Consider the following 18,012-nt stretch of genomic DNA (forward strand, 5'->3'; position numbering starts at 1 on the left):
TTTCCACGTGAATATTGCATTTTTATTTGAATGGCCGGCTGCCACGTGCCAGCATCAGGTCACTAGGAATAGGAGGAATACCGATGATCGTCGATACACATCTGCATATCGTGGACCAGAACGCGCTCAGCTATCCATGGCTGGCCGGCGCCGGCGCGCTCAACCGCAATTCCTCCTATGATGAATATGCGAGCGAGGCGAAGAAGCTGGGCATTATCGCATCGATGCATATGGAAGTGGATGTAGCCGAGAGCGATATCGAGAAAGAAACGGCTTACGTGACCGGGATCGCCGCGCGGCCAGGCAGCATGCTCGTCGGCGCCATCGCCGCCTGCCGGCCGGAAAACAAGGACTTCCCAGCCTACCTCGAACGCACCCTGGAGAAGAAGCGCGTCAAGGGCTTCCGCCGCATCCTGCATGAATCGCCGGATGAACTCTCCGTGCAGCCGCTGTTTCGTGAGAACCTCTCGCGCCTGGCGGGCACGGGCCTCACCTTCGATCTCTGCGTCCTGCCGCGCCAGCACGAAAAGGCGATTGCGCTGATCGATCTCAATCCTGATATCCAGTTCATCCTCGACCATTGCGGCGTGCCCAACATCAAGGGCGATGAATATGCCGGCTGGGCGAAGACCATGACCGAAATCGCCAAGCGCCCCAACGTGGTCGGCAAACTCTCCGGCATCGTCGCCTATACCGATACCGCCAACTGGACGCTCGAAACCATCCGCCCCTATGCGGAACATACGATTTCAAGCTTCGGCTTCGACCGCATGGTCTGGGGCAGCGACTGGCCGGTCTGTACGCTTGCCGGCAGCCTCTCGACCTGGGTCGGCGCGACCTACGCGCTGCTGGAGGGGGTGAGCAAAGAGGAGAAGGCAAAGCTGCTGAGTGGCAATGCGATCAAGCTGTGGGGGCTAAAAATCTGAAGAAGAATGAACGGCGATCGCCGGGGCTCAACCGGCCGATAGACGAACTAAGCATTTTGCCATGAATACCAGCTCGCACCACAGGGAATACCATGCCGACAATTACCGATGACCGTACCACGACGCAGACCGTTGCCGGAACGACTGGATTAACGCTTACGCGCAAGGGCAGTATCAAAATCAATGGTTCAGATGACAACGTGTTTGGCATTTCAGTGGCAACTGGCGCCACTGGCAATAATGTCATCGTAAACGGTCTCATCCATGCGACGAATTCGGAAGGCGGGACAGCCGTCGGCATTTGGTCCGGCGGCGATAATTTCAGGCTCAACATTGGAAAGTCTGGAGAAGTTCAAGGTAACGACGGTATTGTCACGAATGAAAAGACCTACATTTTGAATTCCGGCCATATCATCGGGTTGGACGGCGACGGCGTTGTTGCCAATGGCTTTGTCAAGCTCGAGAACGACGGGTCTATTCGTGGAGTTCATGCGGTAAGTTTGGCCCATAAAGCGAACGTCTATAATTATGGTGACATAACAGGAAGCGATATCGGAATTCTGGGCTCTAATAGTTATCGCCATGCGATCGAAAATGAAGGCACGATCAAGGGCATGGGCTCGGCGGCAATTCAAACGGGCATCGGCGATGATCGCATACGCAACGCCGGAAAGATCATCGGCGACATCTCGACGGGAGACGGCGAAGACAGGATCCATATTTTCAAAGGGTCCATACAAGGCAACATCATCACGGGCGCTGGGGATGATAGGCTCATCATCAACAGCAACAAATTCACACTTATAGAAGAAAACGGAGGCGGCTTCGAGGAGGTCTACTCAAAGGTGAGCTATGCCCTGCCAGACTATGTCGAAACCCTCCGTTTGCTTGGAGCGAAGAACATCAACGCCACCGGCAGCGAAAATGGGAACAACTACATTTACGGCAACAGGGGCGACAATGTCCTCAATGGGCTCGGCGGTCACAACGAGCTTTTCGGGTTGGGTGGCACAGATACGCTGATTGGTGGAGACGACTACGACCTGTTCGGTATCGGTAAGTTCTATGGTCGCGATACAGTCGAAAATTATCAGGACGGCACGGACCAGATCGACATTAAGTATATAGGCTCGGACAATTTCGAAGAGCTGAAATCGCACATCAAGGATCATGGCAACGACACATGGATAGAATTCAACAATAACGTATTGATCTTGAAGGGTGTCGATCACAACGTGCTCGATGAAAGCGACTTTCTGTTCGACTATTGATGCCGCCCTGATGCGCCTCTCTACTCCGCTTCCCTATAAATCGCCGCCGCGTAAAGCTCATCCTGCGATCGCGCCTTCCGGATCATCTGTTGCACCGCCGGATTGCGAAGCTGACGGGAAATGGCGGCCAGGCAGGTCAGCTTTTCGGTGTTCTTCTCGGGAGGATTGAAGAAAAGGCAGACGATATCGACCGGCAGGTCGTCGATCGCTTCGAAATCGACGGGCTGCGTGAGGCTCGCGAGCAGGATGAAAGGCGCGTTTATCTCGGTCAGCGACGCATGCGGCATGGCGATGCCGCCGCCGGTGCCGGTGGAACCCAGAGCTTCGCGGGCGAGCAGCCGGGAGAGCAGCATATTGGGATCAAGCTGCAGCTCTTCTGCCGCGCGGGTGCAAAGCGTCGTCAGAAGCTCTCGCTTCGTTCTTGCCGAAAGCCCCGCCAGCATGTGCTCGGGGCGGAATAGTTTGTCGATTTTCATGGATATTCTCTTGGATTAAGCCTGCTCGCCTTCGCGCAGCCGGTAGCCGACGCCGGTCTCGGTCAGCAGGTATTCCGGCTGGTCCGGATGCTTCTCGATTTTCTGGCGAAGCTGGCGCATGTAAACGCGGAGATACTGGACATCGGTGGAGCCGTTCCAAACCTGGTCGAGCAGGTAGCGGTGGGTCAGCACCTTGCCGGCATGCTGGACCATGACGCGGAGGATGTCATATTCCTTGGGCGAGAGCTTGATGTCCTTGTCGCCGATGCGGACGATCCGTTTCACCAGATCGACCGAGAGATCGCCCGTGCGGAATACCGGTCGCTCGCCCTGCTGCGCGAGCCGGTGGCGAAGTGCCACGCGGATGCGGGCGCCGAGCTCGTTCATGCCGAACGGCTTGGTGACATAATCGTCGGCGCCGAGTTCCAGAGCCTCGACGATTCCCTTCTCGTCCGTGCGGCTGGAGAGAATGATGATGGGCAATTCCAGCGCTTCGCTTCGCCACTGCCGCAAAGCATCATGCCCGCTGATGCCGGGCAGGCCGAGATCGAGCAGGATGAGATCGGGCATGTCCTTGGCCATTTCCTCGATCGCGAATTTCACGCTCGGCGCCTCGATCACCTGATAGCCCTGGGCCGTCAGGCCGACGCGCAGCAGCTTGCGGATCGGCGGTTCGTCATCGACCACCAGGATTTTCACTGACGTCGTCGTCATTCAAGGTCTCCAATATCCGTCTGTCCTATCGGCACCGGCAGCGTGATCGTGAAGACCGCCCCTCGCCCGCCGGGCCTGTTGCCGGCGGCAATCCTGCCGCCCATCGCCTCGGTGAAGCCGCGCGATATCGACAGGCCCAATCCCGTGCCGGCGCGCACCGTGTCGCCCTTGCGCACTCGGTAGAAACTGTCGAAGACCCGCTCCAGGTCCTCTGGTGGAATGCCGGGCCCCTCGTCCGTGATTTCCAATATGACGGATTGGCTCTCGCCGCGCGCAGCTATGTGGATCGTCGTGTCCTCGGGCGCATATTTGGCGGCATTGTCGATGAGATTGAACAGCACCTGCTCGAACAGCACCGGATCCACCCGTACCATCGGCAGGTCCGATGGCACATCCATCTCGGTACGATGATGCGCCGTGATCTTGGCAGCCCGGCCGAGCGCGGTGCCGACGATGTCGCCGACATAATGCAGCGCGGAGTTCGGCTGCATGGCGCCGGATTCGATGCGGGTCATGTCCAGTAGATTGACGATGAACCGGTTGAGACGCTCGGATTCATCGACAACGGTGCCGATCAGTTCCAGTTGCGCATCCTTGTCGAGAACCTCGGCATATTCGCGCATCGTGCCGGCGGCACCGAGGATCGCCGCGAGCGGCGTCTTCAGGTCGTGCGAGATCGAGGTCAGGAGCGCGGTGCGCAGCCTGTCGGTCTCGACCGCGAGCTTGGCCTTGTCCTCATCCGCGACGAGTTGGACGCGCTCGATAGCTATCGCCGCTTGATCAGAGAGCGCTTCCAACAGCCGTTGCTGGTCGGTGTTGAGCAGCGGTCCCTGCCGGTCGTTGTCGAGCCCGATCACGCCCACCGCCTTGCGGCTGGTGCGGAGCGGCAGATAAAGCCGCTTTGCGCCCGGCAGCGTATCGGCCGCCCGGCCGGCGGGGCGATTGTGCTCCCAGGCCCAGCGCGCCGCGGCGATATCGGCATCGACCAGCGTATCGTCCGGCGGATAGCCGGCGCGCACGACGATCGTATCGTCTTGCGGCAGAAGGATCACGACGCGCAGTTTCAGCATCGACGCGATCTGGAAAGCGGTTGCCCACAGCACGTCGTCCAGCGTGCCGGTGCCGGCAAGTTTCTTGGAGAAGAGATAAAGATCTTCCGCCGTCCGCGCGCGCTGCCGGGCGGCAGCGGCCTGTCTCTGCACCGCGGCCGTGAGGTTGCTGGCGATCACCGCGACCAGGAGAAAGAAGGCCAGTGCCACGATGCTCTCGGGATCGCGGACAGTGAACGTATAGCGTGGCTCGAGGAAGAAGAAATTGAAGCAGAGTGCGCCGAGAACGCTGGCGAAAAGCCCCGGCCAGAGCCCCGAACGCACGGCCGTCGCCAGCACCGCCATCAGGAACACGAGCGCCAGATTCTGGACGTCGAGGATCTCGTCGAGCAGGACGCCGGCGCCGAGCGCGAGCGCCACGAGAAGAGCGCCGACAGCGAACGGCATGAACCGGAACTGGCTCGGCAGCGGCGCCGCTTCGACGCCGCGCCGTGGTTCATTCTCCTCGCGCCGGGTGGAAATCACATGCACGCTGATCTCGCCGGCATAACGGATCAGCGCATGCGTGACCGAGCCCTGCACCAGTTCGCGCCACAGCGGTTTCTTCGGCTTGCCGACGATGATCTGGGTATAGTTGTTGGCGGTCGCGTATTGAATGATATCGGCCGCCACGTTCTGGCCGGGCAGGATGACCGCCTCGCCGCCCAGTTGCTCCGCCAGCCGCATGCTCGCGGCCAGTCGGTCCTTGTCGGCCTCGCTTATCGCTGCGAGCCGGGGCGTCTCGATGGACAGCACCGCCCAAGGCGCGCGCAGGCGGTCGGCGAGCCGCTTGGCCTGCCGCACCAGCGCCGAGCCATTCTCCCCGTGATCGATGCAGACCAGCACCCGGTCTCCCGCCGGCCACGGCCCGGAGATCGCATGCGCCTGCATGTGGTTGAGCAACTGGTCATCGACGCGCTGGGCCGTGCGGCGCAGTGCCAGTTCGCGCAGCGCCGTCAGGTTGCCGGGCGAGAAGTAGTTATCGACGGCGCGCTCGGCGGTTTTCGGGATATAGACCTTGCCGTCCCTGAGCCTCTTGATCAGGTCGTCCGGCGTGATGTCGATGATCTCGATGTCGTCGGCGCGGTCGATGATCGAATCGGGCACCGTTTCGCGGACGGTGATGCGGGTGATCTGCGCCACCACATCATTGAGGCTCTCGACATGCTGGATGTTGAGCGTCGAATAGACATCGATGCCCTGGGCCAGCAGTTCCTGCACATCGAGATAGCGCTTCGGATGGCGGCTGCCCGGCGCATTGGTATGGGCCAGTTCATCGACCAGCACCAGGCCGGGGCGGCGCGCGAGAATGGCGTCGATATCCATCTCTTCCAGGCCGCGGCCCTTATAGTCCACTATCCGGCGCGGCACGACTTCGAGCCCCTCGACCAGCGCCTGGGTTTCGCGCCGACCGTGCGTCTCGACGATGCCGACCACCACATCCACGCCATCGGCCTTGCGGGCATGGCCGGACAGCAGCATTTCATAGGTCTTGCCGACGCCGGGCGCCGCTCCAAGAAAGATCTTGAAGCGGCCACGTGTTTCCCGTTCGGCATGTTCGAGCAAGGCGTCCGGATTGGGCCTGGTACCTTGCTCACTTCTATCGTCAGGCATGCGTCAATTCCCGTCGCGCATTCACACCAATCAGCTGGACGCCAATGAATCCAGCGCGATGTTGAGCTTGAGCACGTTTACCACAGATTCCCCGAACAGGCCGACCTCCCGGCCTTCGACATGCTGCTCGACCAGCGTGCGGAGCTTTGCCTCGTCCACGCCGCGCGCCTTGGCGATGCGCGGCAACTGGAAATAGGCTGCTTCCGGCGAGATGTGCGGGTCGAGGCCGCTGCCCGACGTGGTCACGAGGTCCATCGGCACCGGCGCGGTGGGGTTCTCGGCCCTCAGCTTCTCGATGTCGGCTTTCATCCGGTCGAGCAATTTCGGGTTGTTCGGGGCGAGGTTGCTGCCGCTTGAGCTTGCGGCATTGTAGCCGTCGCCGGCGGCCGAGGGACGGCCGTGGAAATACTTGTCCGAGGCGAACATCTGGCCGATCAGTTGTGAGCCGATCACCTTGCCGTCCTTCTCGATCAGGCTGCCATTGGCTTGGGTTGGAAAGATCGCCTGCGACAGGCCGGTCATGGCGAGCGGATAGGCGAGTCCGAGGAAGGCGGTGAAGAAGACGATCATAACGATCGCGGGTCTGAGTTGTTTCAACATGGTTCGAGTTCCTTATGCGAGACCGATTGTGGTGATCACGAGGTCGATCGCCTTGATGCCGATAAACGGGACGACGATGCCGCCGAGGCCGTAGATCAGCAGGTTGCGGCGGAGCAGCGCACCGGCGCCGACCGCCTGGTAGCGGACACCCTTCAGCGACAGCGGGATGAGTGCCACGATGATCAGCGCGTTGAAGATGATCGCCGAGAGGATGGCGCTTTGCGGCGTGGCGAGGCCCATGACGTTGAGCGCGCCAAGCTGCGGATAGAAGGCCAGGAACATCGCCGGGATGATGGCGAAATACTTGGCGATGTCGTTGGCGATCGAGAAGGTGGTCAGCGCGCCGCGTGTCATCAGCAATTGCTTGCCGATCTCGACGATCTCGATGAGCTTGGTCGGATCGGAGTCGAGATCGACCATGTTGCCGGCTTCGCGTGCCGCCACCGTGCCGGTGTTCATCGCCACGCCGACATCGGCCTGGGCGAGCGCCGGCGCATCGTTGGTGCCGTCGCCGCACATGGCGACCAGCTTGCCCTTGGCCTGCTCCTCGCGGATCAGCGTGAGCTTGTTCTCCGGCGTCGCCTGGGCAAGGAAATCATCGACGCCGGCTTCGGCGGCGATCGCGGCGGCCGTCATCGGGTTGTCGCCGGTGATCATCACCGTGCGGATGCCCATGCGGCGAAGTTCGGCAAAGCGCTCGCGGATACCGCCCTTGACGATGTCCTTGAGCTGGACAATGCCGAGCAGCCGGCCATCACGGGCGACAGCCAAGGGCGTGCCACCGGATTTCGCGATCTCGTCGCTGATCGACTGCGCCTCGCGGATCGTCTGCGGATCCGTCGTATTCGCGTGCGACGTGGCGAGATAGTTCAGCACCGCGTCCACAGCACCCTTGCGCACAGAGGAACCCTCGAGATCGACGCCGCTCATGCGGCTCTGGGCCGTGAACGGCACGAAGGTTGCCTGCAGCGCGCCCATATCACGGGCGCGGATGCCATATTTCTCCTTGGCGAGCACGACGATCGAGCGGCCTTCCGGCGTTTCGTCCGCAAGCGAGGCAAGCTGCGAGGCATCCGCGAGTTCCTGTTCGGTCACGCCACGCACCGCCCGGAAGCTCGTCGCCTGGCGGTTGCCGAGGGTGATCGTGCCTGTTTTGTCGAGCAGCAGCGTATCGACGTCGCCTGCAGCTTCCACCGCGCGGCCGGACATGGCAAGCACGTTGAAGCGAACCAGGCGATCCATGCCGGCAATGCCGATGGCAGAGAGAAGCGCGCCGATCGTCGTCGGGATCAGCGTTACGAACAACGCGACGAGCACGATGATCGGGATCGAGCCGCCGGCATAGCTGGCGAAGCTCGGTATGGTGGCCGTCGCGAGCACGAAGATCAGCGTCATGCCGGCGAGCAGGATATTGAGCGCGATCTCGTTCGGCGTCTTCTGGCGTTCGGCGCCTTCGACCAGCGCGATCATCCGGTCGATGAAGGTCGAGCCGGCAGCAGCCGTGATCCGCACGCGGATCCAGTCCGACAGCACCTGGGTGCCGCCGGTGACGGCCGAGCGGTCGCCGCCCGATTCACGGATCACGGGGGCGGATTCGCCGGTGATCGCCGCTTCGTTGACCGAGGCGATGCCTTCGATCACCTCGCCATCGGACGGGATGATGTCGCCGGCTTCGACGATCACGACATCGCCGACCTTGAGGCCGGTGCCGGGCACCATCCTATACTGCGTGCGATCATGGCCGGTCAGCAGCTTGGCCTGGGTTTCGGTGCGCGCCCGGCGAAGTGAATCCGCCTGCGCCTTGCCCCGTCCCTCGGCCACGGCCTCGGCGAAATTCGCAAAGAGCACCGTGAACCACAGCCAGATGTTGATCTGAAACGAAAATGCCAGATCGGGCCCGCCGGTCGCGAGATCCTTGAGGAAGAGAACCGTGGTCAGCGTGGAGACGACCGCTACCACGAACATGACGGGATTTTTCGCCAATGTGCGAGGGTCTAGTTTCTTGAACGCACCACCTATGGCGGGCACGAGGATGTGGGCATCGAAAATGCTCGCGGATTTGAGATTGCTCATAGTCTTGAGACTCCGGGAATTAGAATGTCTGTCCGAGCGCCGTGGCGAGATGCTCGACGATCGGACCGACGGCGAGCGCCGGGAAGAAGGTGAGGCCGCCGACGATCAGGATCACGCCGAAGAGCAGGCCGACGAACAGCGTGCCATCGGTCGGGAAGGTGCCTGATGAAGCGGGCACGGTCTTCTTCGCGGCGAGCGAGCCTGCAATGGCGAGTGCCGGAATGATCACCAGGAACCGGCCCATGAACATCGCGATGCCGAGCGTGACGTTGTACCAGGGCGTGTTGCCGGTCAGGCCGCCAAAGGCGGAACCGTTGTTGGCCGCGGCCGACGTATAGGCATAGAGGATTTCGGAGAACCCTCTCGGGCCGGGATTGGCGATCGATGCGACGGCCGAGGGCATGACGACGCTGATCGCGGTGAAGGTGAGCATGGCGAGCGGCAGGCAGAGCACTGCGAGCATGGCCATCTTCACCTCCTTCGCCTCGATCTTCTTGCCGAGATATTCCGGCGTGCGGCCGACCATCAGGCCGGCGACGAAGACTGTGATCACGACGAACATCACGATGCCATAGAAGCCCGCGCCGACGCCGCCGATGATGACTTCGCCGAGTTGCATGTTGATGAGCGGGATCATGCCGCCGAGTGCGGTGAAACTGTCATGCATGGCATTGACCGCGCCGCAGGATGCGGCGGTGGTGATGACGGCGAACAGCGAAGAGAGCACGATGCCGAAGCGGACTTCCTTGCCTTCCATGTTGGCACCATCGATACCGAGAGCGTGAACCAGCGGATTGCCCGCAGCTTCCGCCCAGTAGGTGACGACGACGCCGGCGACGAAGAGCAGACCCATCGTGGCGAAGATCGCCCAGCCCTGCTTCTGGTTGCCGACCATGCGGCCGAAAACGTTGGTCAATGCCGCACCGATCGCGAAGATCGAAACCATCTGGATGAGGTTCGAGATCGCATCGGGATTTTCGAAGGGATGGGCGGAATTGGCATTGAAGAAGCCGCCGCCATTGGTGCCGAGCATCTTGATGGCGAGCTGCGAGGCGACCGGGCCGACCGCGATGGTCTGCTGAGCGCCTTCAAGCGTGGTGGCATTGATGTAAGCACCGAGGGTCTGGGGCACGCCGAGATAGACATAGACCAGCGTCAGCACGATTGAGAGCGGCAGCAGGACATAGAGATTGGCGCGGGTCATATCGACCCAGAAATTGCCCACCGATTTGCCCGATGCCCTGGAGAAGCCGCGGATCAGCGCGATCGAGATCGCGATGCCGGTCGCTGCGGACAGGAAGTTCTGTACCGTGAGGCCCATCATCTGCACCAGGTAGGACATGGTGCTTTCGCCGCCATAGTTCTGCCAGTTGGTGTTGGTGACGAAGCTGATCGCGGTGTTGAATGTGAGCTCGGGTGGCACCGCCACCATGCCGGCCGGGTTGAGCGGAAGCGCTCCCTGCAGCCGCATCATGAGATAGAGCAGGATGAAGCCGGCGAGATTGAAGAGCAGCATCGCCACGGCATAGGCTGTCCAATGCTGCTCGTCCTTCTCATTTGCCCCGGCGAGCTTGTAGATGAGCCTCTCGAAGGGCGAGAGGATGGGCGACAGAAATGTCCGTTCGCCTGTGAAGACGCGCGTCATGTAGAAGCCGAGCGGTTTGACGAGGGCAATGACGATCCCGCAGAAAATAAGGATCTGTATCCATCCGTTGAGGTTCATGTTGGTTGCTTTCGAAATTTGACAGGCGGCTCAGAAGCGTTCGGGACGCACGAGCGCATAGGTCAGGTAAACGAGCAGGAAGAGCGTCGTCGCGCCTGCGAGCATGTAGTCGATCAGCATTCCCGCCTCCTCAAATGTCGTTGCAGATTTTGGTGTAGGCGAAGGCCAGCGCGAAAAGCGCGATTGCGCCGCCCACAAGTACGATGTCCATATCGGTCACTCCTGTTTGAAAGCCGAGTTCTGGTGTTGCCCGCGAAGGCCCGCGTCTTTGACAAGGAGATCAGGTGTGCCTGACGGCAAAGCGAGATGACCCGCGGTCTTCCGGTATCGGAACTCATATGCTCCCGAACCCCATTAAGGTTCGAGATTGCCGGCCTGGGAAAGATATAAAAATCCTATAGGTGAAACGCCGGCGGGCGTTCGCGGAGCCATCGGCGCATAAGGAAATCCTGATGGTTTCTTTACATCTTTGCACCGGCATCCCAATCGAAAGCCTATGCGATAAGGGCTACCTTTCTCATGACATCAACTGCGATGAGTGAGAGCCATGAACAATCCGCGAAACGCCAGCTTGCCGTCGACGACCGCCCGGCTCGCCTTTGTCTATCACCTGATCAGCCGCAGCCTGGGCAGGCAGCAACAATCCGGCAAGCAGCAGGCAACCAACGGGCATTCGTTGTTTTCAGCCATCCTGATCGTCGGCTTCATGACGGTGGGAACGATCTTCGCGATCAGCCTGCTGCAATTGCTGTTCGCGGCGGCGAATTGAGGCATTGGGATCGCCGAGGTTTATTGAACCCGGCTCTTCATTCCTGGAAAATCTCTAGGGCGCGTCGATTAGATTCTGCGATACCAAGGTCGGCACAGTAGCCTGCCGAGAACGAGATGCTCAGCCAAGGAATCGCCTTTTCAGATAGCGAGCCAACTGACGCACCCGGCTTCCTTGGCCGTCGTTGTGCGTTGTCTCAAACGGGACGTAGTGATCCCAAAGCCTATCATCGTCGGCAATCTTTCTGAACGCAGCCATGGTGCTCGCGCGCTGCGGCACCAGTTCATAATGCCTGTTCAATGCAACGAATGAAGCCACGCTCTTAACGGAATCCATCCACAGGTCATCAAACGCCATGATGCCGCCAACTCTGAGAACCTGATCCGCAAGATAGAAGTCGACGACCACATCATCAAAACGATGATTTCCATCGATGAACACCGCGTCAAGCGTATCGCCGGATCGTATGAAATCGCTGAGTGCGTGAATTGAAAACGCCTCATGCCACTTGAACAGTTTGTCAAAGCCGGTTGTCTGGTTGACCTGGTATAGACCGACGCCACCCCATCTTCTCTTTTCAAACGGATCGATCGCGTTGTGTGTGCCGCCATGCGCCGCAACAGCATCCAACAGCCAAATGGTCGAGAACCCATATGCAAAGCCGATCTCGAGCGTTTTCGCGGCTTTGATATCCTTGAGGATCCTGTTCAGTTCAGATCCCTGAAGGATACTTATCTTCTCCTGCCCAATGGTTCTTGCTTTTTCCTCAGTGCCATCAAGAGCACTGGATGAGTACATTCGAACGAGAGTTTCGCGAGCGGCGTCGGAAATTTGCGGCGCAAGATCGCCGAGTTCTGTTTCTACTTCTCTCGCGCTGTACATTTATCCCCACCGTCGCAGATTGTAGTCTGGAAGTGCGATGTTATACGTGAGGGTGGGCTTGATGTAAGTGTTGTTTTCAGAAGAGCGTTACCGAGGAGCAATGACGTCGCTCAGCCGCGTGAGGAATACGCTGTGATCTCAAAGGATGGGCCAGCACCATCCCTGGGCCGGAACTTTCGGCTTTTCGGCTGATTTTTGGTAGCGGGAGGCAGAGTTGAACTGCCGACCTTGGGGTTATGAGTCCCACGCTCTAACCAACTGAGCTATCCCGCCATGGCCGATCCGGGAACGGTGCCCGGCCAGACGGGCGGCTTATAAGTCGGGGCTTCCCGTTCTGTCAAGCGCTATCGGGTAAATTCCGGGGGTGAAAACCGTTGACAGGGACTATGCCGCGACATGCGTGGAAAGCAGTTCCTTGAGCAGTCGTTCGGCCGTCACGTCCTTTTCGGAACGCGCGATGAAGCCGCCGCCATAGACGCGGGCGTCCTCGCCGGGCGCGGAATAGAGCGCGCAGGCCTGGCCGGGTGCGACACCCGCCTCGCCTTCTTCGAGCTCGACATAGATGCCGCTGGCGTCAGCGAACAGGCGTGCCTCCTTCGGCGGGCGCGTCGAGCGGACCTTGGCGAAGCAATCCATGCCGTTCCCGGCCATCTCGCTGATATCGCCGTCGCCCAGCCAGTTGACGTCTCGGAGATAGAGCCGGTGCGTATCGAGCGCTTCCTTCGGCCCGACGATGACCCGCTTCGAGCGGGCATCGAGATGCACGACATAGAGCGGCTCGCCGACGGCGATGCCGATTCCGCGGCGCTGGCCGATGGTGAAATGCAGGATGCCATCGTGCCGGCCGAGCACGCGGCCATCGAGATGCACGATCTCGCCACCCAGCGCCGCATCGGGCCGCAGCTTGTTGATGACATCGGAATATTTGCCATGCGGCACGAAACAGATGTCCTGGCTGTCGGCCTTCTCGGCGACGACAAGACCCATCTCGGCCGCATGCGCGCGAACTTCGGCCTTGGACATGCCGCCGAGCGGGAAGCGAAGGTAATCGATCTGCTCCTGCGTGGTGGCAAACAGGAAGTAGCTCTGGTCGCGTTCGGCATCGACGGGACGGAAGAGCGCCCGGCGTTCCGGATGGCCTGCCGTCGGTGCGGGGCGCGAGCGGATATAGTGGCCGGTCGCCAATGCATCGGCGCCGAGTTCCTTGGCGGTGACCAGCAGGTCGGCGAACTTGACGGTCTGGTTGCAGGCGACGCACGGGATCGGCGTTTCGCCCGCGACATAGCTCTCCATGAACGGATTGATCACCGCATCGCGGAAGCGGCGTTCGTAATCGAGCACGTAATGGGGAATGCCGAGCGTCTCGCAGACGCGGCGCGCATCATCGATATCCTGGCCGGCGCAGCAGGAGCCGGCGCGATGCACGGCCGCGCCATGATCGTAAAGCTGCAGCGTGATGCCGATGACATCATAGCCCTCTTGCTTCAGAAGACCGGCGACGACGGAGGAATCGACACCACCCGACATGGCGACAACCACGCGGGTATCTTCTGGACGCTTGTCGAAATCGAGGCTGTTCACGGGCAGTTTTCTTATTGCACTACAGGGATCGGGCCATGCTTAGCATGAAATTCAGGGTGGATATAGGTAGTTATGTCAGGCAGGACAAGCCAAGGTTTTCAGCGGATTGGCGAGTCGATTCCGGCAGAATTTTGTTTTCAAAAGGCTTTTCGTAAAATTCTTTCCCAGTGTTTAGGCAATTTTTAAATGTGACACCGTAAAGTCGCTGCATATGGTCTTTGTTTGTGTAGAGAGTCCAAATGACCGAAGCAATTCGTCCACGTGTTAAATATGTCATCGGCCCCGATGGCAGTCCACTAACTATCGCCGATCTGCCCCCGGCAAATACCAGGCGCTGGGTGATCCGCCGCAAGGCTGAAGTTGTCGCGGCGGTGCGTGGCGGTCTCTTGAGCCTCGAAGAGGCATGCGATCGCTATACGCTGACAGTGGAGGAATTCCTGTCATGGCAAAGCTCAATTTCCGACCATGGCCTGGCCGGCCTGCGCACCACGCGAATCCAGCAATACCGCCACTAAGCTTATTTCCGAGATCATATCGAGGGCCGGGTTTTACCCGGCCTTTTTCGTTTTGAATCATAGGCTTATAGAAAATTTTCCACACGCTCGAAACAGGCCCGATAATGATCGATGGCGACCCAAGCCTTTTCATTATCGATTTTCCAAGGAGCATTTCATGTCGGAACAAACGGTCAATCTTTCCCTCCCCTATATTCTGTCTTCCCAGGCCCAGAAGCATGTAACCCACAATGAGGCGCTGCGCCGCCTCGACGGGCTGGTGCAATTGGTCGTGCAATCCGAAACCAACACGCCGCCATCGTCGCCGGCCGAAGGCGCATGCCACGCGGTCGGCAGCGCGCCGACGGGCGCATGGACCGGCAAGGCGGGCAAGATCGCGCTGTTCGAGGACGGCACCTGGATCTATCTCACGCCGCGTTCGGGCTGGGTTGGATGGTTCGAGAATGCATCCCGGCAGAGGATCTGGACCGGAACTGCCTGGGTGGACCTGCTGACCGAGAGCGAAATTTCCCAAATCGGGATTAATGCCTCGGCGGATGCGACCAACCGGCTCGTTGTCTCCGCCGCCGCGACGCTGCTCAATCACGCCGGTGCCGGCCATCAGTTGAAGATCAACAAGGCCGACGCCGGCGATACCGGATCGCTGATGTTCCAGACCGGCTTTTCCGGCCGCGCCGAGATGGGGCTTTCCGGCTCGGACGATTTCGAGATCAAGGTCTCCGCCGATGGCTCTGCATGGGCAACCGCGCTAAAGACCAGCGCCAGCGGCGCCCTGCTGATGCCCGGCCGGCCGCTGGTGCGCGCCTCCTATGGCGAAACCGCACTGACGCCGGCCAACAACACCCGCACCGGCTTCGGCACGCTGCATCTCAACCAGGGCGGATTTGCGCTCGGCGCGACCGTGACATCAGGCGTCGGCAGCCGGCTGACGGTGCCGGTGACCGGCTTCTACATGATCACGCTCAACGTATCCTCGTTTGCCGCGGCGAGTTACTCGGTGGCGGTCCAGCAGAACGGTGCGACCAATCTTCTGACCGTACGCGATAGCGATACAGGCTCGCAGAGCTACAGCCAGTCGGCGACATCGCTCGCTTATCTCACGGCGGGAGACTGGATCGCGCTGCATCATACGGGCACGGCGGAATTCCAGTTCGGCTATGGCAAGACGGAGTTGGTGATGGCGTTGATGTGAGATTGATACGTCCCTTTAAAGGACAGAAGCCTGAACCTCTACGAGGGGACTAACAGCCATTTTTGATCCCCTCGCCCACTACTAAAGAATCCACTTGTTGCATTCAACAAAAATAGAGGATTGATTAAACTACCCGATTTGGAACAGACACATGGCACTCCTCGTATTAACCTGCCCTCATTGCCTTACCGCTAAAAGTGGAATGCCGTTGTTCGGCGTGCGAAGCTTTCCGTATGAGGCTGCTATTTCTCATGGCATTGATAGAAGTCAAGGTGGAGAAGTATTTTCTTGGGACATTAGCGTTTCAGCGATCTGTCAAGTCTGCTTCAAGCCGGTTAGTGCCGTACTCCGCCCTTCACAAAAGATGCCCAAAAATTATTACAAGTCGACAACGGAGAGCACGAAAAACGTGCTCTTAGGAGAAGGCAATGTAAGATCGTTGGGCTATGCAGTCTTGGAATCATGGCCGACCGTTACGGAATCAGCCATTCCTGACCATCTGTCAGAAAATGTTGCAAAAACATATCGCTCTGCTGAGAGAAACTTCTCAACGCCTGATGGCGAAGATGCCGCTGCGATGCTTTATAGACGCGCAATTGACGTCGCAATCCGAGAGAAACATCCCGAAATCACCGGATTGCTCGCCGTAAGGATCTCCAAGCTCGCAGGCAAGGGGCTTCTACCTCCCTCGATGAAGGAGTGGGCCGATCAAATTCGGTTGATCGGAAATGACGGCGCGCACGAACCTGAAGGTGTTACTATGGACGACCTCAAGCCGATGCGTGGCTTTACAGAAGCGTTCCTTCGGTACTTCATCACGATTCCCTTTGAAGTATCTTGTCGCCGTGGAGAGATTGACGACGAAGGCAACCTGCTGCTGGTGTCCGAGCAAAGCTAGAGGATGGAGAGATCACGCGCACTTAACTTACCGGGCAAACCCCTCCTCCCTAATGGGAGAAAGGGTTGAGGAAGCTATGGCGCCATCAATCGACGTTGAACACCAGCGGTCGGGCCTGGCGGATGGCGGTGTGTGCGGTGAGCTTGTCGAGCACCTCCTGCTTGACGGGCTCATCGACATAAAGCAATGCAATCGCATCGCCGCCCTGCTTGTCGCGGCCGAGCTGGAAATTGGCGATGTTGACGCCACCCTCGCCCAGCGTCATGCCCATGAAGCCGATCATTCCCGGCACGTCGGTGTTGGAGATGTAGATCATGTTGGCGCCGACATCGGCGTCCATGTTGATGCCCTTGATCTGGATGAAGCGCGGCTTGCCATCCGAGAACACAGTGCCGGCGATCGAGCGGGTCTGGTTCTCGGTGGTGACCGTGAGCTTCACATAGCCCTCATAGACGCCCGACTTGTCGCGCTTGACCTCGGAGAGCATGATACCCTTTTCCTTGATCATCACGGGCGCCGAAACCATGTTGACGTCCGCGACCTGGCTGCGGATGAGGCCGGCCAGAAGCGCTGAAGTCAGCGCCTTGGTGTTCATCTCGGCGACGACGCCGTCATAGAGGATCTCGATCGCCTTGATCGGGCTCTCCGTGACTTGGCCGACAAAAGCGCCGAGGCAATCGGCGAGCTTGATATAGGGCTTCAGGATCGGCGCTTCCTCGGCTGTGATCGAAGGCATGTTGATCGCGTTGGAGACCGCACCCTTGATAAGGTAGTCCGACATCTGCTCGGCGACCTGCAGCGCGACATTTTCCTGCGCTTCCGTGGTCGAGGCGCCGAGATGCGGTGTGCAGACGACGTTGGGCAGGCCGAAGAGCGGGCTGGCTTCGGCGGGCTCGACCTCGAAGACGTCGAAGCCGGCGCCTGCGACCTTGCCCGACTTGATGGCTTCGGCGAGATCGGCCTCCACGACGAGGCCGCCACGGGCGCAATTGATGATGCGGACGCCATCCTTCATCCTGGCGAGCGCCGCATGATCGATGATGTTGCGGGTCTTGTCGGTCAGCGGCACATGCAGCGTGATGAAATCGGCCTTCTCGAACAACTCATCGAGATCGACCTTCTGGATGCCCATTTCCAACGCCCGTTCGTGGCTCAGGAACGGGTCATAGCCGATGACATGCATCTTCAGCCCGATGGCGCGTTGGCAGACGATGCCGCCGATATTGCCGCAGCCGATCACGCCGAGCGTCTTGCCGGTGATCTCGACGCCCATGAATTTCGACTTCTCCCACTTGCCGGCCTGGGTGGAAAGATCGGCGGCGGGAAGCTGGCGGGCGACGGCGAACATCATGGCGACGGCGTGTTCGGCAGTGGTGATCGAATTGCCGAACGGCGTGTTCATGACGATGATGCCGCGGCGCGAGGCGGCCGGGATATCGACATTATCGACGCCGATGCCGGCACGGCCGATGACCTTGAGGTTCGTCGCGGCGGCGATCAGCTTCTCGGTCGCCTTGGTGGCGGAACGGATCGCAAGGCCGTCATAATTGCCGATAATCTCGGCCAGCTTGTCCTTGTCCTTGCCGAGCTTCGGCTGGAAGTCGACGTCTACGCCGCGATCGCGAAAGATCTGGACGGCGGTTTCCGAGAGTTCGTCGGATACGAGTACGCGCGGTGCCATGATGGCCTC

At 59.8% G+C, this 18,012-nt stretch carries 16 protein-coding genes and 1 tRNA gene; 6 read left to right on the forward strand and 11 right to left on the reverse strand.

Annotated features, from left to right (window positions below):
• Nucleotides 1-83: 83 nt before the first annotated feature.
• Both IHQ71_RS19425 and IHQ71_RS19430 read left to right on the forward strand, forming a co-directional pair.
• Complete coding sequence (locus IHQ71_RS19425; RefSeq protein WP_258158084.1) at nucleotides 84-926, forward strand: amidohydrolase; 843 nt, start codon at nucleotides 84-86, stop codon at nucleotides 924-926.
• A gap of 92 nt (nucleotides 927-1,018) precedes the next feature.
• Nucleotides 1,019-2,197, forward strand: a complete 1,179-nt coding sequence (locus IHQ71_RS19430) for a hypothetical protein (protein WP_258158085.1) — start codon at nucleotides 1,019-1,021, stop codon at nucleotides 2,195-2,197.
• A 20-nt stretch (nucleotides 2,198-2,217) separates the two neighbouring features.
• On the opposite strand, the gene IHQ71_RS19435 is transcribed toward IHQ71_RS19430, so the two are convergent.
• The 7 genes from IHQ71_RS19435 to IHQ71_RS19465 are packed head-to-tail and all read right to left on the reverse strand — an operon-like array spanning nucleotide 2,218 to nucleotide 10,605.
• Nucleotides 2,218-2,673: a PTS sugar transporter subunit IIA gene (locus IHQ71_RS19435; RefSeq protein ID WP_258158086.1), complete on the reverse strand. Its 456-nt coding sequence runs from the start codon at nucleotides 2,671-2,673 to the stop codon at nucleotides 2,218-2,220.
• A gap of 15 nt (nucleotides 2,674-2,688) precedes the next feature.
• Nucleotides 2,689-3,387 (reverse strand): response regulator, encoded by a 699-nt coding sequence (locus IHQ71_RS19440; RefSeq protein ID WP_258158087.1) that lies wholly within the window; start codon nucleotides 3,385-3,387, stop codon nucleotides 2,689-2,691.
• The gene (locus IHQ71_RS19445) at nucleotides 3,384-6,089 is read right to left on the reverse strand and encodes a sensor histidine kinase KdpD (RefSeq protein ID WP_258158088.1); all 2,706 of its coding nucleotides are present in this window, start codon (nucleotides 6,087-6,089) and stop codon (nucleotides 3,384-3,386) included. The genes IHQ71_RS19440 and IHQ71_RS19445 overlap by 4 nt, the downstream gene beginning before the upstream one ends.
• Before the next feature lie 30 nt (nucleotides 6,090-6,119).
• Nucleotides 6,120-6,689 (reverse strand): potassium-transporting ATPase subunit KdpC, encoded by a 570-nt coding sequence (gene kdpC / locus IHQ71_RS19450; protein WP_258158089.1) that lies wholly within the window; start codon nucleotides 6,687-6,689, stop codon nucleotides 6,120-6,122.
• A gap of 12 nt (nucleotides 6,690-6,701) precedes the next feature.
• Nucleotides 6,702-8,762 (reverse strand): potassium-transporting ATPase subunit KdpB, encoded by a 2,061-nt coding sequence (kdpB, locus tag IHQ71_RS19455; protein ID WP_258158090.1) that lies wholly within the window; start codon nucleotides 8,760-8,762, stop codon nucleotides 6,702-6,704.
• 19 nt (nucleotides 8,763-8,781) lie between these two features.
• Nucleotides 8,782-10,485, reverse strand: coding sequence for a potassium-transporting ATPase subunit KdpA (gene kdpA, locus IHQ71_RS19460; protein ID WP_258158091.1), 1,704 nt, complete (start codon nucleotides 10,483-10,485; stop codon nucleotides 8,782-8,784).
• A gap of 30 nt (nucleotides 10,486-10,515) precedes the next feature.
• On the reverse strand, nucleotides 10,516-10,605 hold the full coding sequence (locus IHQ71_RS19465) for a K(+)-transporting ATPase subunit F (protein WP_258158092.1): 90 nt from the start codon (nucleotides 10,603-10,605) through the stop codon (nucleotides 10,516-10,518).
• Nucleotides 10,606-11,032: 427 nt separating this feature from the next.
• On the opposite strand from IHQ71_RS19465, the gene IHQ71_RS19470 reads away from it, so the two are divergent.
• The gene (locus IHQ71_RS19470) at nucleotides 11,033-11,254 is read left to right on the forward strand and encodes a hypothetical protein (RefSeq protein WP_258158093.1); all 222 of its coding nucleotides are present in this window, start codon (nucleotides 11,033-11,035) and stop codon (nucleotides 11,252-11,254) included.
• A gap of 120 nt (nucleotides 11,255-11,374) precedes the next feature.
• Here the strand turns inward: IHQ71_RS19470 and IHQ71_RS19475 are convergent, their stop codons facing one another.
• The 3 genes from IHQ71_RS19475 to mnmA all read right to left on the reverse strand — a co-directional run bounded on the left by IHQ71_RS19475 (nucleotide 11,375) and on the right by mnmA (nucleotide 13,717).
• Entirely contained in the window at nucleotides 11,375-12,136 is a 762-nt protein-coding gene (locus IHQ71_RS19475) for a class I SAM-dependent methyltransferase (protein WP_258158094.1), read from the reverse strand.
• Nucleotides 12,137-12,332: 196 nt separating this feature from the next.
• A tRNA-Met gene (locus tag IHQ71_RS19480) sits at nucleotides 12,333-12,409 on the reverse strand.
• Nucleotides 12,410-12,520: 111 nt separating this feature from the next.
• A complete protein-coding gene (gene mnmA, locus IHQ71_RS19485) occupies nucleotides 12,521-13,717 on the reverse strand; it encodes a tRNA 2-thiouridine(34) synthase MnmA (RefSeq protein ID WP_258158095.1) in 1,197 nt (398 codons plus the stop codon).
• 239 nt (nucleotides 13,718-13,956) lie between these two features.
• Here mnmA and IHQ71_RS19490 point away from each other — a divergent pair, with 239 nt between their 5' ends.
• The 3 genes from IHQ71_RS19490 (at nucleotide 13,957) to IHQ71_RS19500 (ending at nucleotide 16,322) form a co-directional block, all read left to right on the forward strand.
• Nucleotides 13,957-14,232 carry a DUF1153 domain-containing protein gene (locus IHQ71_RS19490; RefSeq protein WP_201657174.1) on the forward strand — a complete coding sequence of 92 codons (276 nt, stop codon included), beginning with the start codon at nucleotides 13,957-13,959 and terminating at the stop codon, nucleotides 14,230-14,232.
• Between the two features lie 157 nt (nucleotides 14,233-14,389).
• Complete coding sequence (locus tag IHQ71_RS19495; protein ID WP_258158096.1) at nucleotides 14,390-15,424, forward strand: DUF2793 domain-containing protein; 1,035 nt, start codon at nucleotides 14,390-14,392, stop codon at nucleotides 15,422-15,424.
• Between the two features lie 151 nt (nucleotides 15,425-15,575).
• Nucleotides 15,576-16,322 carry a DUF4145 domain-containing protein gene (locus IHQ71_RS19500; RefSeq protein ID WP_258158097.1) on the forward strand — a complete coding sequence of 249 codons (747 nt, stop codon included), beginning with the start codon at nucleotides 15,576-15,578 and terminating at the stop codon, nucleotides 16,320-16,322.
• 85 nt (nucleotides 16,323-16,407) lie between these two features.
• Here IHQ71_RS19500 and serA read toward each other — a convergent pair whose 3' ends face one another.
• Entirely contained in the window at nucleotides 16,408-18,003 is a 1,596-nt protein-coding gene (gene serA / locus IHQ71_RS19505; protein ID WP_258158098.1) for a phosphoglycerate dehydrogenase, read from the reverse strand.
• Nucleotides 18,004-18,012 lie beyond the last annotated feature (9 nt).

Source organism: Rhizobium sp. TH2, from assembly GCF_024707525.1.
Taxonomy (GTDB): domain Bacteria; phylum Pseudomonadota; class Alphaproteobacteria; order Rhizobiales; family Rhizobiaceae; genus Rhizobium_E.